The following is a 19,049-nucleotide window of genomic DNA, read 5'->3' as shown; positions in this document are numbered from 1 at the left end:
CATGACTGATGTTGAGACGCTGGGGCAGCATGCCTGTTGTGGCGGGTCTGTCCGTTTTCTAAGGCATCAGTCGGCTGAGCTAGGCGTACCCGCAACTTTTGGGATTTTTCTACCCAAAGAGTCTCTGGCAGGAGAAAAGGTTCCGGTTATTCATGTTTTGGGCGGTCTGACCTGTACGCACGAGACTTTTCTCATCAAGTCCAATGCCGTGCGTTTCGCTGCGGAACACGGCATTGCGCTTGTGGCGCCTGATACGTCTCCGCGGAACACCGGAACAGCCGGGGAGGATGATGAGTATGATCTGGGAACCGGGGCTGGGTTCTACGTGGATGCGACGCATGCGCCATGGAGTGCCCATTACCGGATGGAGAGCTATATCCGGAAGGAGCTTCCCGCTCTGACCGAAAGCCTTTTTTCGCTGGATGGAAATCGACGCGGAATCATGGGCCATTCCATGGGCGGCATGGGGGCTCTTAATCAGGCCCTAAACCATCCGGAATTCTGGAAAACAGTCTCGGCCCTTGCGCCCATCTGTCATCCCAGCGTTATTCCCTGGGGGCGAAAAGCCTTTGATGCCTATTTCGGCGGAGACCCTGCGAAGTGGAAGGAATGTGATCCCACGCTTTTACTGCGGAGCGGGCATAAGCATCCGACGTCAATTCTCGTGGATCAGGGGCTTCAGGATCAGTATCTCGCTGACCTCCGTCCGGACGCCCTTGTTGAAGCCGCAAAAGAATGTGGGCAAGCGCTGGACATGCGTCGACATGACGACAGTGACCATTCCTACTGGTTTATCCAGACCGTCATTGCTGATCATCTGAGCCATCACGCCAAAGGACTGAAGGCATGAGACGTCTTGTAGTTGCCGCCCTGCTTGTTCTGGGGGGCTGCGTGTCGTCGCAGGCTCCTGTTGGGCCAGCCTTGACCCCCGTCACGCATGCGGATTTCAGCCACGATACACTGGCTCTGACCTGGCAGCCCGGCTTTTGTGCAACGGGCGGAGGATGCCTCACAGGGCAACCGCATAACCATCTGATCGGGCTACATGGGCTCTGGGCATCCGAGCCGCATGCCCTGGAAGCGCAGGCGGTGCCTGTGCAGCAGTGGTGGATGAAGGGGTGCGATATTTATGACCATGACGACGCGCCGCCAAAGCTTCAGCCTGCCACGGAGAATGCGCTGGCAAGCGTTGTGCCACACCTCAAGCACCCGCTGCATGTGCATGAATATACCAAGCATGCGCGTTGTTTCGGATATGACGCTGACAAGTTCTTCGTCACGTCCATGATCCTGCGGGATCGTTTTGCGTCTTCAGCCTATGGACAGTGGCTTGCACAGCATAGCGGCTTCCAGGTGAAGAAAGACGATCTGCTGTCGATGTTCGTGCAACTCACTGGTGTTCGGGAGGAAAGAGCGCTTCAGTTTCAGTGTGAGGCTGACCACGAGGGGCGGGTTGTCCTGACGCAGTTCTGGTTCACTCTGGACCCGAAGAAGCTTTCAGTCTTTCCGGGGAATGGTGCTTATCTCTCGTCCCCGCAGGTGCAAGACAATTGCCCGGCAACGTTCATGATGCCGGGTTGGCCGCTGCCAGGAGCAGCGGTGCCCGTTAACGTCAGTCAGTGACCGTATAGCTCTTTGGTGCTGATTTCGGGCTGTGCGGTGTCGCGCAGCCCGTCTGGTGTTACGCCGTGATAAAAACAGCTGCGACGCCCGGTGTGGCAAGCGACGCCAGTCTGATCCACAATCATCAGCACGGCATCCATGTCACAGTCCAGCCGCGCTTCAATAAGATGCTGCTGCTGGCCTGACGTTTCGCCTTTGCGCCAGAGAGACTGTCGGCTCCGGGACCAGTAACATACACGCCCCGTCAAAAGCGTTTCCCGCAGAGCATCCGCATTCATCCACGCAAGCATGAGAATGACGCCTTTCGTGTCCTGCGCGATGGCGGAAATCAGACCATTCGCATCGAACTTCGTCTGGCTGACAATGTCATCGATGATGGCGGGGGCAGGCGGGGTATAGGTCACGAACGCATCTCCAGAGGGAACCAGTCAGGCCACACAACGGAGACCGGTTTGCCCTCAAAAGCAAGGTCTGGCGAAAGCCACGCTTCACGCCGGAGGAGGGCCAGAGCGTGCGATCCATGGCGTGAGCGCAATTCACCGACCTCTTTGTCACCCATCGTGAGAATGCCACCTGTTTCTGGAAATGTCCCGTATTTCACCGTGACTGGCAGGATGCGACGGCGGAGAAGGCCACGATAATGGGTGCGGGCGGTTAACTCCTGCCCCATGTAGCAGCCTTTCTTCCATGACACGCCGTGCAGCAGGTCCAGATTGGCTTCGAGTGCGAGTGTTTTTTCGCTCTCGAAATCGTCCGTGTCTGGAAGGCCAAGAGCGAGGCGTCGGTCCAGCCAGTCATGGCCCTGTGTGGGTTCGACAGGTGATTGGGAGACAATCGCGCGCCATCCGGCATTCTCGCAGCGCGGGTCGGGCGCGGAGCAGAGCGCTTCAGATGGTACCGTGTCAGTGGCGCCAACAATGACATGCAGCTCTGTCAGTTCGATTTTGACATCCGCGCGCAGACGAAAGCGGGACAGCTTTTTGGCCAGCATTTCTGCATGCTCTGATGGACAGTCCATCAGGATGCGGTCGCCATCGGTGAAGAGAAAAAACTCGCTTAGCCATCTGCCCTGCGGCGTCAGAAGGGCACTCCAGACGGCCTTGTCAGGGACAAGTGTCTGAACGTCATTCGTGATCAGCCCTTGCAGGAATGAGGCTCGGTCAGCGCCTGAAAAGGTCAGAACAGAGCGGCGGGAGAGCAGTTCAATCATGGAAGGCACCAGGGCATGCGTGAATGAAAGGCGAGGCAGACATGCAGACGGATGATATGCTGCCATTTGGAGGTGAATGAAAGAGGACTTGTACGATACGGATTAAGATGCCTCTTTGTACAGAGCAAGAATTGACGAAAGTTTATTGGAAGCAGGCAAAAAACCTGCGGGTTCGAGCGTTCGTTCAGTATCGTATGGGTTGCGGCAGATGAATGGGCAGGAGATATTGTCATGTCAAAGCCTGTCAGAAATACCATCAGACTATCCGTAGTTCCGGAGTAACACGCCCTTGTCAGCTGCCGAGATTGTTGATCCGACACGAAGCCCCGCCAGTAGCCGGCAAAGGGTTCTGCAGTTTCTTGGGCCTATTGTTGGTGTGTTGCTGGTCATTGCAGCCATTATTACGATCAGCCTGCACAACTATCGGACCACCCGGCAGGGCGCGATTGCGCTTTCCTCGGATCTGCTGCGCAGTCAGCAGAAGTATGTGACGGAAGAGGTCCGGAATTACCTTTCCCCGGCGTCTGACAGCGCAAGTATTGCTCCGGACATGTTCGGATCACCGCTGACGGATGCGTCACCAGACTCGTTCATGCTCTATGGCCGTTCCATGCTGGCCCATACGCCTCAGGTGGACAGCTTTTATCTGGCCAGTGATCAGGGCCAGTTCTGGATGGTGACACGGCACGGCAAGGACTACGAGCAGACTCATTTTCAGGTCGAAAATGGCCATGAGGTCTATAGACATACGTATGTGGATCAGAATGGCACGTATCTGAGTACGGCTTCGGATCCAGCTGACAAATATGACGTCACGGTGCGCCCGTGGTTTCAAGGAGCCATCAAACGGATTGGACGGGGAGACGGGGCGCTCTACTGGACCAATCCTTACGCGTATTTGGCGGCTCGCGAATTTACCATTACCGCTTCCATCGCGTTCCCGATGAAAGATGGGCATCGCGCAGTCTTTGCCACCAATATCTCCCTGAACCGGCTGACATCTTTTCTCAACGAGCTTCAGGTTGGCCGCAGTGGTCGAGCCGTGATCGTGGATATGAAGGGGCAGATCATCGCCGGGCATAATATGAGCGAAGACGGATCGGAGCCGTCTTTTGATCCCGCTCATATGCAACTCGATCCAAAGACGCAGCCTGTTTTCATTCGGGCCCTGAATACCTTCAAGGTCAAAGGACCTGGACCGGGCCTCGTGACGGCGCGCAACAAGAATTACGTCACCATCGCCGCGACGCTTCCTTTCGTGCACAGGCGCTGGGTCTTGTTGCTGAACGCGCCGGAAAACGATTTCTCGGACTTTGCCATTACGGCGCGTCGTCAGAACCTCTGGTTTTCGGCTCTGGTTGTTGGACTGGCGTCTTTGCTTGCCCTTGGGTTGATCATACAGGGGCGTCGTATCGACCGGCTGCGCAAGCGGATTGAAGTCGGTCGTGAGCAGATGCGGGCAGAAAATGCCTCTCTGTACGAAATTGCCAGTACGCCAGATCTGTTCGAAGCGTCTCACGATGTCCCGATCCTGACGGAAGCTCTGGCGGCGCGAACGGGCTCCCGGCGCGCCAGCCTCTGGCGGCTGCTTCCGGATGGAGAACGCCTGTTGTGCGAAGATGCTTTCGATCCGGTGCGGGATGTCCACAGCACGGGTATCGAGATTACGAAACGCGAGCACAGCAAGCTTTTCGATGCCTTGATGGAAGGGCATTCCCTTTTCATTGAAGATGCGCGTCAGGATGAACGCAGTCAGAATTTCCAGCGCATCATCATGCGGGCCGTTGATGCCAGGTCGCTCGTCTTTCATCCGGTTATGCGTGGGCATCAGGCTGTTGGTGTTATTGTTCTGGAAGATCCAGCCAGAGCAGACGCGATGGAGCATATTGTCGCGATTGTCTCGTCGGTCGTGGCATTGCGGTTTTCTCAGGTTCTGGATCAGGGCACCCAGCAGGCTGGGGCGCGTCCAAGCGTGTCTCATGAGCTAAAAGACACGCGTTACGATGAGGGATTCCTCCTGCCACCGGGTTCGGGTGTTCAGGACGGGGTGGTACCAAGCGGGATTTACCCGCAGGTGCCAGTCATGGTGATTTCCTTTGCTGATCCATACGCAATGGATCGCCACAGCGCCGAACGTGCCATGAAAGTCGTGTCGTCGCTCAGCGAAGACATTCAGCGCATTGCCCGGGAGACGGGGCTGTTCTCTGTTCAGGTGGTGAGTAACCGTCTGGTGCTGGTCGGCGGATGTTCGCAGGAGCCTGATCCTGGCGCGGTGCTGCGTTTGGCAGATGCTGCGGTGTCCATCCGTGAGGCCTGCCTGTCCCTTCTGGCGTCCGTAGATATTGATCCGGTCTTCCGTGTGGGCATTGATGTTGGGCCTGTCATGGCGGCGATGCTGGGCAAGGAGCCGTCCGTCTTTAATCTGTGGGGTGAGGCCATCAATGTGGCTGAGCTTCTGGCTGCCAGTGCGCCTGATGCCGGGACAATTCAGGTTTCGGAACAGGCTTATATCCAGTTGAGGGAGCATTTCCTCTTCAGAGCCAGGGGCATGTTCTATCTGCCGAACAGCGGCGTGACCCGCAGTTTCATTCTGGCGGGGCGGCGATGAAAACCCGTTTCGATCGCATTCCGCGCGTGCAGAACGCTCTGGGTACTTTGGGATATTTTACCCGGACCCAGATGCGGTTTACCCTGATGGTGATCGGTGCTTCCTGGGGCGTCATTCGTGTTGGTCTGTCGCCCACGTCCTGGCGCCGGACTGTGCGGATCGAATTCTGGCATTCCCTTCAGCAGGCTACAGGCGGCGGTCTTCTCAGTGTGTTGGTGACGGCCGCTCTGACGGGGTTCGGGATTGTGGCACAGGCCGTTTACTGGCTGGGTTTTGCCGGGATGGCCCAGATGACGGGCTCGATCCTGTCTACCGTGATGGTGCGGGAGATTGCTCCGGTGCTGGTTGGCGTCATTCTTCTGGGGCGTTCCGGGATGTTGATGCTGACGGAACTGGGAACCCTGACGACGGGTGGTCAGATGCGCGTTCTGACGGGCATGGGGATTGATCCGTTCGTGGCGTTTCTGCTTCCGCGAAGTCTCGCCATGACCATCAGTGGGTTCACGCTGGGCATCATCTTCAGTTTGACGGCATTGCTGGTCGGTTACGCCGTATGCCGTGTTGAAGGCGTCATCACCATGCCGGTCTGGGCGTTTCTGGATCAGGTGGTGAGTAGCATGCACCCGGTCGACTATTTTGCCATTCCGGCCAAATTCATTTTCAGTGGCTTTGCGGTGGGTGTGTGCTCCTGCCTGTCCGGGATGGATGCCACAACCGAAGACGATCTGTCCTCGCTGATGCCAAGAGGATTTGCGCGTGGCATCCTGTCCATCATGACGATTAACGTCGTCCTCAGCGTCTGGCTCGGTTGATATGGCAGACGAAAAAACAGTCCCGCCCGCCGAACTGAACATCCTCGATCCTATTCTGGAGCTGCTGGATGCTCGTCCGCGCTTTGATGGTAGTGGTCTGGCCTCTGTACGCTACAACCTGCGCCTGAACCCGGGGGACTGCGCTCTGATCGAATGTCGGGATATGCAGCAGGCCAGCCTGTTCTCCGATATGTGTGTCGGGCTGGTGGATCTGGAAGACGGTATTGCCCGCTGTATGGGCCTTGAGTGGTCTGATCTGGACGAACGACGTGCTGCTGCACTCCGGGGACGGATTGGTCGAATGGTGGCCAATGGCGGCTGGATTGACCTGTATGGCACCTATATGAACATCCTCTGGCCACAACTGCATCATACTCGGGTGCCCGAGGAACGGTTGATGCAACAGGCCGTGCAGTTGGGAATGCAGTTTGGTCTGCCCGGGTTGCCAGTCGTTTCCCCGGGTAAGCTGTCTCCTCTGGATCGTTGCCGGGCTGACTGCGTGCGTGCGTTTCTGGGGGAGCCCGCGCTTCTTCTGCTGGAAAATCCGATGGGAAGTGCCAACCCTCCGCTCATGAACGCTTTTCTGTCTGCTCTGACGGATGCGCGTGACCGGGGCTGTGCCGTTGTCTGGCTCGCCCCGAATGACAGCGCCTGGGGGGCTTATGAAGCGGATGCGACCATTCGCCTCCGTCTGTATGATGATGGACTGTTTTCGATGCGAGGGTCTTGATGTTTCGCGTACGCCGCCCTGACACTGCCCGCCCGCTTTTCCAGAACCGCTATGCGGATGAATGGGTGGGATTGCTGGTCCTTGTGACCATCGTCCTCTTTGCTGTGGCGGTGGCAGAAGCCGGCTTTCTCAAGCAGTGGCTGACACCCGAGAAAAAGATTCACTTTGTCCTGCCGGAAACCGGCGTGGCCGGGCTGGCTATTGGTGACGACATTGAGATCATGGGCGTACATGCCGGTGAAATTCGCCATCTGGATTTGAACAGCACTGGCCGCATGTATGCCGAGGGCTACATCGAGCCACAGTTTGTGCCCTTCATCCGTCAGGATAGTGCTGCGGTGATCCGGCATCGTTTCGTGGTGGCCGGCGCCAGCTATATCGAACTGGGCCGTGGCCGTGGGGAAGACATGGACTGGGGCTATGCCGTGCTGAACGCGACAGTGGAGGCAAACCCGGCAGACGTGATCACCCAGACGGTTACGGACCTGAGAAACAAACTCGTCCCCGCAATGGATAGCGTTCAGGCCATTACCAAGCAGGTCAATGACATGCTGACGGACATGCGGGCTGGCAAGGGCACGGTTGGCGGGCTTCTTTCAAAGGATGATACCCTGCAGAAAGCCAATCAGGCGCTGGAAAATCTTACAGAAGTTATCGCCCGCCTTCAGCCGATCGAAAAGCAGCTTGGGGGTGTCATGACGAAAGCTGATGGCACGATGGATAATGCCAAGGCGGCCACGGACACCCTTCGCAAGAGCATGCCGCAGGTGCAGGAAACGATTACCCATACCAGCGCCGCAACGGCCCAGCTTCCGGCACTCATCACGCAGGCGGAAGCAAGTGCCAATAGTTTACGCAAGCTGACAGATCAGCTCCGGGGGCTGTGGCTGCTGGGTGGTACAGCGCAGAAAACGCCTAGTCATCGTCTGCCCGCGGAGGCTGTCCGTCCATGAAGCGTATGATTCTGCTGTGTCTTGCCATGGCAAGTTGCTCGTCTGTGACCAAGGGGCCTGATCCGGATCAGGCTTATGAGAACGCAATGGACACAGGGCGGAGCGCTTTCGAGCTTGGACATCCAGACCAGTCCGAAAGTCAGTACCGTGCGGCGATGGACCGTGCCCTTATCCGGGATGATGCCGCCCAGATCCACGATGCGGGCTTCAATCTTGCGACGGCCCTGCTGGAAGAAAACAAGCCTGCCGACGCTTTGACAGCACTCGATCATACCGGAAAAGCTCTTAAGCTGCGTCAGTACAGTCAGACCAGTGATCTGGAGCTTGTCAGAAGTGCGGCGTTGTATCGGCAGCATGACCTGACGGGTTCTGAGGCGTCTGCGCTCGTGGCGCTTCAGTCGCCTGATGTAGGCATTCGTAACCGTGCGGCTTATCTGGCCGGTCTGGGGGCCGCAGATCAAGGTAACGTAACACAGTTGGCCCGCATGGAAGCGTTATTGGCTCCCTCAAAAGAGCCTGCTGCCATGCTGGATCATCAGGATCTGGCGGCCCGTCTGGCACTCTTGAATCGTGCACCAGCACTTGCGCTGGAACAAGCCATGTCCCTGACACAGAAGAGACGGGATGCGCAGGACTATGAGGGAATGCGGCGTGCTCTGCTTGTCGCGGCTCAGGCTGCTGAAGCACAGGGTGACATGAACACCGCTGCCGCTTTACGACAGCAGGAACTCTCAAGCCGAAGCGTGCAGCAGACTGGCCATGTGGAGAAAGCTTCCATTACGGTCTCTGCTGTGAGTGCGCCTGCAGCACCCATTCGCTGATCAAAGGAAAATTTTTTCCGTCATTGCCAGAGCCTCCCCTCTCATTCGATAGTAACGAAATCGGAACGAGAAGGAGAGAAGATGAGGCCTACATCCAGACGAATGGTTCTTGGGTCTGGAGTGGCCTTGCTGGCTCTGGGGCTGACGCACAGAAGTCAGGCGCGGCCTTATCGTCTTCCGTCAGCCGCCGTGATGGCTGCGGATCGGTTGCGCCCTCAATATCATCTGATTGCCCCTTATGGATGGATGAACGATCCCTGCGGCCCGGTCTGGGTCAATGGTCGCTATCACATGTTCTATCAGTGGGGGCCGGATAAAGCTGCGTTTGGAAACATTCACTGGGGCCACGCGACCAGCCCTGATCTTGTTCACTGGCATCACGAACCCGTTGCGATGAGCCCTGTCCCCGGGGGGCCAGATTCCCTCGGAGTTTTCAGTGGTTGCGTTGTGATCGTTGAAGATCAGGCCATCGCTTTTTACACGGGCATTGAGCCATCCGTGCAGTGCACGGCGACATCTGATCTTCAGATGATGCACTGGAAGCAGGACCCTGTGCCCGTTCTTTCTGAGCCCCCGCCGGGACTGCATGTTGATGGATTTCGCGATCCGCTCGTCTGGAAGGATCGCGAGGGATGGCACATGCTGCTGGGCGCCAACGTTCGGCAATCCAAGTTTGGTCCGGGTGGGGTCATTCTGAAATACGATAGTGAGAATCTAAAAGACTGGACCTATCGCACTATTTTCTATGGCCCCACGCATCAGGCTGGCGCTTACGACGATGCCATGGAATGTCCGGACTTTTTTGCGCTCGGTGATACCTGGGTCCTGATCTACTCGCTGGGCAGCACTGTTTATTATGCTTCAGGCGTTTACAGCGAAGGCGCATTTCATCCGCGCATTATTCAGCCTCTTGGATATGGGGCGTTCTATGCCGGACGGACCATGTTGGATGAGCACAGGCGGCGCGTTCTCTGGGGCTGGGTGCCTGAGAAGCCTGAGCGCAGTCATGGGGCCATGGAAGCGGGCTGGAGTGGTGTCATGTCTTTGCCTCGGGTTCTCACGGCTGACGGAGATGTCGCTCTGCGTCTTGCGCCCCATCCCAATCTGACTGCGTTGGAAGGCCCGCATTTCCGCCAGCTCACGCCCTCGTCCTGGGCCGCTCCCGATGGACCGAATGGCCGAATTCGTCTGACCTTTATCGGAACCGAGGCCGGGCGCCTGACATTTGGAGGGGAGGGGCCATTTCTGGAGCTTGATTACGATCCATACCGGCCCGGAAAAGAATTGATGGCCAATGGAGATTCCGCACCCTTGCCATTGGCCGCCCGCAATATGCTGGATATTTTCGTAGATGGTTCGGTCGTGGAAATTTTCACCTCTTCAGGTGTCTGTCTCACGACCCGGGCTTATGGAAAGACGGATGCCGCCTTCAAGCTGTCTTTGGAAGGGACATTCCGTGAGGCCGTTGTCTCTGCCCGCGCGATGAGCCCCATTTCGCCAGATCGCCTGACCAGTAGCCCGGCCTGAACATTCAGGCCGAGGCTCTTGCTTCCACTTCGATCAGGGCCAGACCTTCAGCGACAGAGACAAATTCTGATCCGCCATCGACCCGGCTTTCACCAAAGCGATCCGTGAACAACTTCCGAACAGCCGGAACGAAAGACGTGCCGCCGGTGAGGAAGACATGATCGATATCGTCAATGCCAAGGCCTGTAACGTTCAGGGCATCGTCGATGGCTGCTGCTAGTTTTTCCAGATCGGGTTTGATCCAGCTTTCGAAATCTGCACGCGTGATGGTCTGCTCGATTTTCAGATCCCGGTGGCTGAATTTTAGGACCGTACTGTCGTGCCGTGAGAGATCGCTTTTGGCCTGACCAATCGCCCGGTAGAGGTTCTGGCCTTCCTGATCTTCGATCAGGCGCAGAAGATTTCGCAGCTTCTGCGGATTAGAAGCTGTCTTGGCGACATCTGCAATGCTGCGAAGGGTTTGAGGGGTCCGCATCAGGGACAGGCGATGCCAGCGGCCGAGGCTCGCATACCATTCAATAGGGACGGGAAGAGGCTGCCCACCCATCACCCGATATGTCGTGTCCCGACCAAGTGCGGGTGCGACGACATTGTCGATAATACGGAAGTCGAACTGGTCTCCCGCAATCCCGACACCGGAATGACCCAGCGTGACGGTGCGCGGTGTGCCATGGGGGTCAAAGCGCATGACGGAGAAATCGCTTGTGCCACCGCCGAAGTCTCCTACCAGGACCGTTGCTGGTGCATCCAGTCGCTGCATGAAGCGCCAGCCAGCCCCTTCAGGCTCAAGCACGACGTTTGGCTCGGCGAAACCTGCCTCGACAAAGCTTTCCTTCAGGCGCTTCACACCCAGATCGTCGTCGGCCAGTTCACCAGCAAAGCGCACGGGCCTGCCGATCGTTGTGCTGACCTGCTCTGGTGTAATGCCGGCCTTGTCCATCAGGGAGCGCAGGAACCGGGCGATCAGGTTCTGAAGCGTCATGGTCGAGGCAAAAACACGTGTTTCGCGGAATGAGCCCTGAGCCAGATAGGTCTTCATGGACATGATGAGGCGGCTTTCTGCCGGATCATCCAGATAGGCTTCGATGGCATCAAGCCCGATAGCGTCCTGAAGAACGCGTCGATTGCCCTCCTGATCCATCCAGAGACAGAGCAGGGTGCGGCAGGTTTCGGAAGACGGACTGTCAATGAAGTTGAAGATGGCAGGCTGCGTGTTGCCCTGTTCATCTGCGATGACGACGACACTATTGGTCGTTCCAAAGTCGATGCCGACGCGAATTTTTGGCGCTTTAAGAGGTTGCGTCGTCATTTTGGCTGGTCCCGTCCCGAATTCGCAAAGGGCGAGGGTTTAGGAAAGAACGGCTACGAGGCCAAGGGAAAAGTTAAAAAATGGCTTTATGAAAGGCGCAAAATGTCAGAGCGCGCTGTTTTTTGCTTCATCGTAAAGACGTTGGGAGTCCTGAATGTCAGCCATGTGGGTTTCAGCCCAGTGCGTGAGGCTTGAAACAGCCTGGATCAGGGTTTGTCCAAGAGGCTTGAGACTGTACTCAACAGTGACGGGCACGGTTGGATAGGCTTGTCTTGAAATGAGGCCGTCGCGCTCGAGGTTTTTCAGGACCTGAGACAGGATTTTCTGGGAAATCCCATTGATGTCCCGTTTGAGGGCATTGAAGCGCACGACATCATTCTGAAGGCGGTCCAGCACGAGAAGGGCCCATTTGTCACCAAGCCGGTCCAGCACAAGGCGTGTAGGGCACTCTTTTGCATAGACGTTGAAGCAGAGGTTTCGTGTTGGGGTATCTGGTTTCTGCAAGGTAACCATGTGTCTGGAAAGTGCCTTCTTGTCCCGAATTTGCTAGCATAATACCACAAAGAGTGTTGGTATCCAATGGATACCACGTATCGTATAAACTGGTTTGAAGGACAGGAACGATGTCTAAAGTTTTGGTCGTCTATCATTCGGGATATGGGCACACCAAGGTGGTGGCGGAGCATGTGGCTCAGGGAGCTCAGGCCCAACTCGTGGCGATTAGTGCTGACGGCGAAATTACCGAGGCCGAATGGGCTGCGCTGAACGAGGCGGATGCCATCATTTTTGGAACGCCGACCTATATGGGCAACGTGAGCTGGCAGTTTAAGAAATTTGCAGATGCTACATCCAAGATCTGGTTCACGCGCGGCTGGCAGGACAAGGTGTTTGGTGGCTTCACGAACTCCGCTAGCCCAAGTGGGGATAAGCAGGTCACGTTGATTACGCTCCAGACACTGGCATCCCAGCATGGTGGGATCTGGGTGAGTTTGGGTGTGCTGCCATCCAACACTCTTGAAGCGACGGGCGACGACCCGAACAATCTGGGTGGGTCAGTCGGGCTTCTGGCACGGGCACCGGCAAATGCGGGTGTCGATGGTGTGCAGAAGGGGGACTTGCTGACGGCTGAGCGCTATGGCCGCCGTGTGGCGGATATTGCAGCACGTCTGAAGGCTTAATCGGTAACAATGAGGGCGAGGCGCACAGAATGCCTCGCCCTTGTTGGTTAGGACAGAGCTGCTTCGTAGGCAGCGACGTCCGGAACGGCAGGACGCAGTGCGCCCATTTCTGCTTCAGACTGAACCATCGGCGTCATGCCCAGAGCGGACAGAAGCTGACGGTCGCGGTGTTCAGCAGGGTTTGGCGTGGTCAGGAGCTTTTCACCACAGAAGATAGAGTTGGCACCTGCGAGGAAGCACAGAGCATGTGCCTCATCCGTCATGTTTTCACGTCCTGCTGCCAGACGGACATGGCTTTCCGGCATCATGATACGGGCTGTGGCGATGATACGGACGAAGGTGATCGGATCGACCGCTTCAGCTTCACCTAACGGTGTGCCTTCAACGCGAACAAGCAGATTGATGGGTACGCTCTCGGGATGCTTCGGCAGGTTGGCGAGCGTCATCAGCAGGCCGGCGCGGTCGGACAGATCTTCGCCCATACCCACGATTCCGCCACAGCAGACATTGATGCCGGCATCGCGCACGTTGGAGAGCGTATCGAGGCGCTCCTGATATGTGCGGGTGGAGATGATGGAGCCGTAGAATTCCTCGGAGGTGTCGAGGTTGTGGTTGTAATAATCCAGCCCGGCATCCTTCAGGCGCTGGGACTGTACGGAGTCCAGCATCCCGAGCGTGACGCATGTTTCGAGACCAAGAGACTTCACGCCCTCGATCATCTCACAAACGGAGTCGAGATCGTGGTCCTTCGGGGAGCGCCAGGCAGCGCCCATGCAGAATCGGCCAGCACCAGCAGCCTTTGCTGCGCGCGCCTCGGTCATCACCTTTTCGACGGCCATCAGGCGCTCGGCCTTCACGCTTTTTTCGTGTCGGGCGCTCTGCGGACAGTAGGCGCAGTCTTCCGGGCAACCGCCTGTTTTGATCGAAAGAAGCGTGGAAATCTGCACTTTTGTGGGGTCGAAATAACGACGATGCAGTTCCTGGGCGCGGAACATCAGGTCCGGGAAGGGGAGGTTGATCAGCGCTTCAACCTCGGCGCGCGTCCAGTCGTGGCGGACGTCTGGCTGTGTCATTTTCTGAGCCGTCACGGGGCTTTCTCCAACGTTGTTGCGTCACACCTACCCAAAATGGCCCCGGCGTGTCATCTCATCGTCATGATTATGAGCCGGAAAACGGACGAGGCAAAGCAATGAAACACTGGCGTATCGAGCAGATGGACTGGGATTCCTTTGATCCATCCCGCGTGGACCCGGATATCATTCCTCTGGTGAAGTCTGCTTCAGTCGTTGAAAAGAATGGTCTGGACTATGCTGAATATCTGAGACGCGTCTTTGTGGGAGACCCGGATTTCAGCGCAGCAACAGCCAACTGGGCAGTGGAAGAAGTTCAGCACGGAGATGCTCTCGGCCGCTGGGCCATGCTGGCCGATCCGAGCTGGGACTATGAAGAGGCTTTTGAGCGTTATCGCGCAAGTTACAAGATTGATGCAGACGTCGATGCGTCCATCCGTGGGTCCCGCACGGGCGAGCTGATCGCGCGGTGTATGGTCGAGACGGGAACGTCGTCTTTTTACACGGCGCTGGCGGATGCGACGGATGAGCCCTTGCTGAAAGCCATCTGCAAGCAGATTGCCGCCGATGAATACCGGCATTTCAAACTCTTCTATGATCATATGCATCGCTATCTGAAGCGCGAGAAGCTCAGTGTCTGGGCACGGACGCGTATTGCTCTTGGGCGTGTGACCGAGAGTGAGGACGATGAGCTGGCGTCCGCCTATCACACCACCAATGAATCCCCGGACATGCCGTATGATCACAAGCGGTGCATTGCGGCATATATGTCCAAAGCCATGGGGTTTTATCAGCAGAAACACATTGATCGTGTGACGGCGATGATCTTCAAGACAATCGGCTTCACCCCGCATTCCCGTTGGCAGAAGCTGGCAGCGAATGGGGTGTATCGACTGATCCAGTGGCGCCGCAAATCGTTTCAGCGTCAGATCGCGGCCTGACAGTTCGTCAGACTTACGGAAATTCACAAGACGGAAGGGGCCGTTTCGTGCCATGAAGAACTGCATTTTCTGTCTGGTAACTGGAGCTTGAGAATGGACGTTCGACCACTTCTGTCCCGTCGCTTTATCTGGGGAGCCGCTGCCCTTCTGTCCATCGCAGGGCTTTCGCAGGGCTTCTCAGCCAAAGCAGATCCATACTCCCTGCCGATCGCGACGTCAGGCCCGGTGACGAGCGATACACCGGCAGCGGCAACGGTTGCCTCCCAGCAGCTTGCCCGACAGGTCGGATACGCTCAGTTCACAGCGGCTGACTGGCGTGTGGGGACAGTGCGTCACATGGTGATGTTCCGCTACAAAAAAGACGCCACGACGGCACAGCGTGCGGAAGTGGCCGGCCGGTTTCTGCATCTTGCACAGGACAGTCGTCGTCCGGACGGTCGTCCCGTAGTGGTCAGCATTGAGACCGGGTTTCAGAACAGCGGTGAAGGTGTAGAGGGTGGTCTGCAGCAGGCATTCCTCGTGACGTTTCGCTCAGAAGGGGATCGGAACTATTACGTTGGTAAGCCCGTCGTGACAGATCCGGCCTTCTTCGACCCCGCCCATGAGGCCTTCAAGGAATTTGCCGGGCCATATCTCGATAAAGTCATGGTTTTTGATTATGACGTGCTGGCTGTTTCCGCTCCGGCTGACAAAGCACGCAAGACAACCCGCAAAAGCGGGAAGTAACAAAAAGTCTCCGTTTGTATGGACGACCTTTTGACGAAATGATCTTTTATGCCTCATGCTACGGCGATCGCCAGAACATGAGGCATAATGTGAAGACTACAGTTTCTGTTAAACGCCGCCTGACGCAGGGTGCGAGTGTGCTTGCACTGGCTATGGGCCTGACGGCCGCTAGCGCGCAGGCCGCCGGTTACAATTCAGGCTGGGGCTTTGATGAAGCCGGCATGAACCATAGCGTCAAGCCAGGCGACAATTTTTTCGAATATGCCAACGGCACGTACCTCAAGAACCTGAAAATTCCGGGGGATATGAGCAGCTACGGCCCGTTCCGTATTCTGTATGAGCTGTCCATGGAGCGCCAGAAGGCGATCCTGAGCGAAGCGCAGAAGCATGTTTCTGCCGAGCCGTCTGACGACATGGGCAAGATTGGCACTTTCTACGCCAGTTATCTGGACCAGAAGGCGGTTGATGCTCTGGGGGCCAAGCCGCTAGCTGCGGATCTTGAGAAGATCCGCAAGGTCAGTGATGCCAAGAGCCTTGCAGAAGCGTTTGGTACGTCTCTGAAGTCCATGGCGTTCTCGACATTCCAGATTGGTGTTGAGCAGGATCAGAAAGATCCGGAACATTACATGCTGATGCTCGATCAGGGCATGAGCATTGGTGTCAGCGGTGGTCTCGGTCTGCCCGATATCAGCTACTACACAGACCCGAAGCTGGCCGACAAGAAGAAGGCCTATCAGGCTTATGTCGCCAAGATGTTGACGCTTGTCGGCTGGGCTGATCCAGCCAAGAACGCGCAGGCCGTTGTTGATCTTGAAACGGCGCTTGCCAAGGTTGAGATCCCCCGCGACCAGACGCGCGATCCGCTCAAGCTCTACAACCCGATGACGGTCACGCAGCTACAGAAGATTGCTCCGGACTTTGACTGGGTCACGTTCCTGACGACGGCAGGGCTTCCGGCTGCAAATATTGCCGATCGCAAGGTGGACGTGCGTGAGCCCGATGGCATCGCTGCCATGTCCCGCGTTCTGAAGAAGGCTGATTACAGCGTGCTTCAGGCCTGGCTTGCCTTCCATTTGGCCGACAATGCCGCAGCTTATCTGTCTCATGATTTCTCTGACGCGTCCTTCGACTTCAACAGTCGCACGCTGTCAGGCGTGGCGCAGCAGTCTCCTCGTTGGAAGCGTGCGACACGCGTGACCAATGGTGCCATGGGCTGGGCTCTTGGCAAGATCTATGTTGCCCGTTATTTCCCGCCGTCAGCACAGGCTCAGATTACGGAGCTGGTGCAGAAGGTGAAGTCTTCCTTCCATGATCGCCTTGAGCACAACACATGGATGGACGAGCAGACCCGCAAGGCTGCTCTGAACAAGCTGGATCACTTCGCCATTCAGGTTGGCTATCCCAAAAAGTGGTGGGACTACAGCAACCTCGTGGTTCGTCAGGGCGACGTGTACGGCAATGCCGTGCGTGGTGTGGCGTTCAACTGGCAGCATGAGGTGGACAAACTCGACAAGCCGGTGGATCGTGACGAATGGGGTATGACGCCGCAGACGGTGAATGCCTACAATGATCCGACCATGAACGAGATCGTCTTCCCGGCAGCTATTCTTCAGCCGCCGTTCTTCGATCCGAAGGGCGATATGGCTGTGAATTACGGTGCCATTGGTGGCGTGATCGGTCATGAGATGAGCCATGGCTTTGACGACCAGGGCCGTCATTATGATGAGCATGGCCGCCTGAATGACTGGTGGACCAAAGCATCTTCTGATGCCTTCCAAAAGCTGGCCGATCGTCTTGGTGCACAATATGACGCGCAGGAGCCTCTGCCGGGCACGCATGTGAACGGCAAGATGACCATGGGCGAGAATATTGCGGATTCCGGCGGGTTGAACCTCGGTCTGCAGGCTTATCATGACTCCCTGCATGGCAAGCCGCAGACAACCGTTCATGGCCTGACGGGCGATCAGCGCGTGTTCCTGGGCTGGGCACAGGTGTGGCGTGAGAAGGATCGTCCGGATGCGCTGCGCCAGCAGATGCTTTCGAACGAGCATGCCCCGGCCGTCACGCGTGTGAACATGCCAGCGCATAATATCGACGTCTGGTATGATGCATTCGGCGTAAAAGAGGGCGACAAGCTCTATCTGGCCCCGGATCAGCGCGTAAAGATCTGGTAAGGGTCGTGACAAAATGAAGCGTGAGGCTTATCCACGGTCTCACGTTTCAATTTTCTGACTGACGGACTGCCTCATGACGCAAATGACGATCGGCCATCTGTACACCTCGCTTCATGCCGGGTGTGCCAGTGCGGTCGCCCGTGTTCTCGAAGCGCATGAGGTGGACGTCGAGTTCGTAGACCTCGACCCTGAAGATGTGGCGGAAGCCATGGAGCAGGGTGAAGTCGATCTTCTGGTTTCTGCCTGGTTCCCGCGCGATGAAAAATTCGCTGGGCCTGGCTTTCGTGTCATCGGGGATCTGTATCAGCCGCAGATTTCGTTTGCAGCACTTCGTTCTCTTGGCTCTGTCAATACGCTGACATCAGCCGAGGTGGATCGCGTCATCGTTGCGGATGACAGCCGCGAGGTTCTTGAAAAGGCACTCAAGCAGCTTCCAGCTCTCTCCTCCCTGCCGCTTGAAGTCGTTGGAGAGGCCGCTCTGATCGGTCGTCTGGAAAAGGCGCAGGCTGACGGGGAATCTCCCCTTGTTGTCGCCACTCAGCCTCACGCTGTGTTCCATACTGCGTTGCTGACGCTGGTTGAGGACCCTGACAAGCTGCTTGGCGGGGAAATGTCTGCGCGCATGGTTCTGCGGGAAGATGTAGCGCGCAAGGCAGACACAGATCTTCTTGACGAGTTGTCCGAGATGATGCTCGGCAACAAGGTCATGAGTGCGCTGGATTACAATATTGGCGTCGAAGGGCAGGACCCCGATGATGCTGCGGAAGCATGGCAGCGTGGACGCCTTATCCCGCGGGATGCCTGATGATTTCAAAAAAGGGCCGGACTTCTCCGGTCCTTTTTTGTATCTACAGCCTTAGCGGTAGACGAGGCCGCCATCGATCAGGATGGACTGGCCGGTGATGTAATCGGAGTCTTTGCCCGACAGGAATGCGACAAAGCCAGCAACGTCGTCCGCTGTTTCGACCCGTCCGAGAGCGATACCTTCAACATACTTCTTGTATGTTGCGCCCAAGTCAGCGCCAGTAATCTCAGACATGCGCTTGTCGATCTCGACCCACATATCCGTCCCGACGATCCCCGGACAGTAGGAATTGACGGTGATACCGAACGCTGCCAGTTCCTTGGCGGCGGACTGCGTCAGAGCGCGAACCGCAAACTTCGTGGAAGAATAGATCCCGAGAAGAGGGAAGCCTTCATGGCCAGCAATGGAGCAGGCATTGATGATCTTGCCCTTCTTGCCGGTCTCTTTGAAAATGTTGGCTGCAGCCTGGATACCCCAGATCACGCCCTGAACATTGATGCGGTAAATCAGAGGTGGTCCCCATTTTTCGGACAGGGCGATAAGCTATCATCTGGCCTGAACG

Annotated in this window: 18 protein-coding genes and 1 pseudogene; 13 read left to right on the top strand and 6 right to left on the bottom strand. The window is 56.8% G+C overall.

Going from position 1 to position 19,049, the window contains the following annotated elements; translation table 11 throughout:
• The first annotated feature begins 1 nt into the window (after position 1).
• Positions 2-850 carry an S-formylglutathione hydrolase gene (gene fghA, locus ABF979_RS00095; RefSeq protein ID WP_415557253.1) on the top strand — a complete coding sequence of 283 codons (849 nt, stop codon included), beginning with the start codon at positions 2-4 and terminating at the stop codon, positions 848-850.
• Complete coding sequence (locus tag ABF979_RS00090; RefSeq protein ID WP_086634086.1) at positions 847-1,623, top strand: ribonuclease T2 family protein; 777 nt, start codon at positions 847-849, stop codon at positions 1,621-1,623. The genes fghA and ABF979_RS00090 overlap by 4 nt, the downstream gene beginning before the upstream one ends.
• Here the strand turns inward: ABF979_RS00090 and hisI are convergent.
• Both hisI and ABF979_RS00080 read right to left on the bottom strand, forming a co-directional pair.
• Positions 1,617-2,027, bottom strand: coding sequence for a phosphoribosyl-AMP cyclohydrolase (gene hisI, locus ABF979_RS00085; RefSeq protein WP_415557252.1), 411 nt, complete (start codon positions 2,025-2,027; stop codon positions 1,617-1,619). The two genes, ABF979_RS00090 and hisI, sit on opposite strands and share 7 nt — an antisense overlap.
• The gene (locus tag ABF979_RS00080; RefSeq protein WP_415557251.1) at positions 2,024-2,833 is read right to left on the bottom strand and encodes a YgfZ/GcvT domain-containing protein; all 810 of its coding nucleotides are present in this window, start codon (positions 2,831-2,833) and stop codon (positions 2,024-2,026) included. The genes hisI and ABF979_RS00080 overlap by 4 nt, the downstream gene beginning before the upstream one ends.
• Positions 2,834-3,122: 289 nt before the next feature.
• On the opposite strand from ABF979_RS00080, the gene ABF979_RS00075 reads away from it, so the two are divergent.
• The 6 genes from ABF979_RS00075 (at position 3,123) to ABF979_RS00050 (ending at position 10,284) form a co-directional block, all read left to right on the top strand.
• Positions 3,123-5,441, top strand: coding sequence for a cache domain-containing protein (locus ABF979_RS00075; RefSeq protein ID WP_415557250.1), 2,319 nt, complete (start codon positions 3,123-3,125; stop codon positions 5,439-5,441).
• Positions 5,438-6,253: an MlaE family ABC transporter permease gene (locus tag ABF979_RS00070; RefSeq protein WP_202206670.1), complete on the top strand. Its 816-nt coding sequence runs from the start codon at positions 5,438-5,440 to the stop codon at positions 6,251-6,253. The genes ABF979_RS00075 and ABF979_RS00070 overlap by 4 nt, the downstream gene beginning before the upstream one ends.
• A gap of 1 nt (position 6,254) precedes the next feature.
• Positions 6,255-6,983, top strand: coding sequence for an ABC transporter ATP-binding protein (locus ABF979_RS00065; protein WP_202206671.1), 729 nt, complete (start codon positions 6,255-6,257; stop codon positions 6,981-6,983).
• The gene (locus ABF979_RS00060; protein ID WP_215748784.1) at positions 6,983-7,936 is read left to right on the top strand and encodes an MlaD family protein; all 954 of its coding nucleotides are present in this window, start codon (positions 6,983-6,985) and stop codon (positions 7,934-7,936) included. Before ABF979_RS00065 ends, ABF979_RS00060 begins: the two co-directional genes overlap by 1 nt.
• Complete coding sequence (locus ABF979_RS00055; RefSeq protein ID WP_415557249.1) at positions 7,933-8,757, top strand: hypothetical protein; 825 nt, start codon at positions 7,933-7,935, stop codon at positions 8,755-8,757. The genes ABF979_RS00060 and ABF979_RS00055 overlap by 4 nt, the downstream gene beginning before the upstream one ends.
• Positions 8,758-8,838: 81 nt before the next feature.
• Complete coding sequence (locus ABF979_RS00050) at positions 8,839-10,284, top strand: glycoside hydrolase family 32 protein (RefSeq protein ID WP_415557248.1); 1,446 nt, start codon at positions 8,839-8,841, stop codon at positions 10,282-10,284.
• A 4-nt stretch (positions 10,285-10,288) separates the two neighbouring features.
• On the opposite strand, the gene ABF979_RS00045 is transcribed toward ABF979_RS00050, so the two are convergent.
• Together ABF979_RS00045 and ABF979_RS00040 are read right to left on the bottom strand one after the other, a co-directional pair.
• Positions 10,289-11,593, bottom strand: coding sequence for an Hsp70 family protein (locus ABF979_RS00045; RefSeq protein ID WP_415557247.1), 1,305 nt, complete (start codon positions 11,591-11,593; stop codon positions 10,289-10,291).
• Positions 11,594-11,698: 105 nt separating this feature from the next.
• A complete protein-coding gene (locus tag ABF979_RS00040; RefSeq protein ID WP_415557246.1) occupies positions 11,699-12,106 on the bottom strand; it encodes a winged helix-turn-helix transcriptional regulator in 408 nt (135 codons plus the stop codon).
• Between the two features lie 110 nt (positions 12,107-12,216).
• Here ABF979_RS00040 and ABF979_RS00035 point away from each other — a divergent pair, with 110 nt between their 5' ends.
• On the top strand, positions 12,217-12,771 hold the full coding sequence (locus ABF979_RS00035; RefSeq protein ID WP_215748779.1) for a flavodoxin family protein: 555 nt from the start codon (positions 12,217-12,219) through the stop codon (positions 12,769-12,771).
• Between the two features lie 47 nt (positions 12,772-12,818).
• Here ABF979_RS00035 and bioB read toward each other — a convergent pair whose 3' ends face one another.
• Positions 12,819-13,844 carry a biotin synthase BioB gene (gene bioB, locus ABF979_RS00030; protein WP_202206803.1) on the bottom strand — a complete coding sequence of 342 codons (1,026 nt, stop codon included), beginning with the start codon at positions 13,842-13,844 and terminating at the stop codon, positions 12,819-12,821.
• 116 nt (positions 13,845-13,960) lie between these two features.
• Here bioB and ABF979_RS00025 point away from each other — a divergent pair, with 116 nt between their 5' ends.
• From ABF979_RS00025 to ABF979_RS00010, 4 genes are all read left to right on the top strand, one after another.
• On the top strand, positions 13,961-14,782 hold the full coding sequence (locus ABF979_RS00025; RefSeq protein WP_215748778.1) for an acyl-ACP desaturase: 822 nt from the start codon (positions 13,961-13,963) through the stop codon (positions 14,780-14,782).
• A 93-nt stretch (positions 14,783-14,875) separates the two neighbouring features.
• Positions 14,876-15,508: a Dabb family protein gene (locus ABF979_RS00020; RefSeq protein ID WP_415557244.1), complete on the top strand. Its 633-nt coding sequence runs from the start codon at positions 14,876-14,878 to the stop codon at positions 15,506-15,508.
• A 14-nt stretch (positions 15,509-15,522) separates the two neighbouring features.
• Positions 15,523-17,682, top strand: a complete 2,160-nt coding sequence (locus tag ABF979_RS00015; RefSeq protein WP_415557243.1) for a M13 family metallopeptidase — start codon at positions 15,523-15,525, stop codon at positions 17,680-17,682.
• A 73-nt stretch (positions 17,683-17,755) separates the two neighbouring features.
• On the top strand, positions 17,756-18,487 hold the full coding sequence (locus ABF979_RS00010; RefSeq protein WP_415557242.1) for a glycine betaine ABC transporter substrate-binding protein: 732 nt from the start codon (positions 17,756-17,758) through the stop codon (positions 18,485-18,487).
• 51 nt (positions 18,488-18,538) lie between these two features.
• Here ABF979_RS00010 and ABF979_RS00005 read toward each other — a convergent pair.
• Positions 18,539-18,994: pseudogene (locus tag ABF979_RS00005) on the bottom strand (SDR family oxidoreductase); the annotation flags it as partial.
• Between the last annotated feature and the right edge of the window lie 55 nt (positions 18,995-19,049).

Source organism: Gluconobacter sp., from assembly GCF_047723935.1.
In the GTDB taxonomy this organism is placed as follows: Bacteria; Pseudomonadota; Alphaproteobacteria; order Acetobacterales; family Acetobacteraceae; genus Gluconobacter.
This window is presented reverse-complemented; position numbering and strand designations above follow the sequence as displayed.